The 771-nt window shown below is 44.4% G+C and carries 1 pseudogene; it reads left to right on the top strand.

The window, feature by feature from the left end:
* A pseudogene (locus tag ACFINK_RS09355) lies at positions 1-771 on the top strand (Vomp family autotransporter); the annotation flags it as partial.

The following is a 771-nucleotide window of genomic DNA, read 5'->3' as shown; positions in this document are numbered from 1 at the left end:
GCTTCAGCGTTTGCCGGTGTAGGAACTTCTTTCACGGATTTACATAAAGAGATTACCAATGAAATTACCACTGCTCAAGCTGACGCCTTGTTGTGGGATAAATCCAAAGGTGCGTTTGTAGCGACGCATGGTGAAGAGAATGCAAGCAGCAAGATAACATCGCTTTCCAATGGATCTATAACTAAAGGCTCAAGTGATGCTGTAGCGGGTAACCAGCTATATGCCCTAGGGAGCGGTGTTGCGCAGTCCTTAGGTGGTAAAGCTAAGTATGAGAATGGCACATGGACAGCTCCGACTTACGAGATCTCTCATGTTTCTGCAGATGGTGATGTGGTAAAGACGAGCTTCAATGATGTTGGTAGCGCCTTTGCGGGTCTTGATACGAGTGTCAAGAATGTGAACACACATCTGTCTAATGAGGTCAAAAAGTTTGAGGATAAACTAAGTAATATTACTCAAGCGGTTAATGGTGATGCTTTATTATGGAGCGACACTGCACATTCCTTTGTAGCAACGCATGGGGACAGTAAAGAGAACAACAAGATTACGTCTCTTAAAAATGGAGATATTAGTGGAACTTCAACGGATGCCGTAGCGGGTAACCAGCTTTATGCTCTAGGTGATAAAGTTGCGCAATCTTTAGGTGGAGGAGCTAAGTATGAGGATGGCCAATGGATCGAACCTAAGTTCACGATTAAAACAGTAAAATCTGATGGAACTGAGAGTGAGGAGAGCTATACAGATGTGGCTTCAGCGTTTGCCGGTGTAGGA

It is taken from the genome of Bartonella sp. AA16NXGY (assembly GCF_042197325.1).
GTDB lineage: Bacteria > Pseudomonadota > Alphaproteobacteria > Rhizobiales > Rhizobiaceae > Bartonella.
This window is presented reverse-complemented; position numbering and strand designations above follow the sequence as displayed.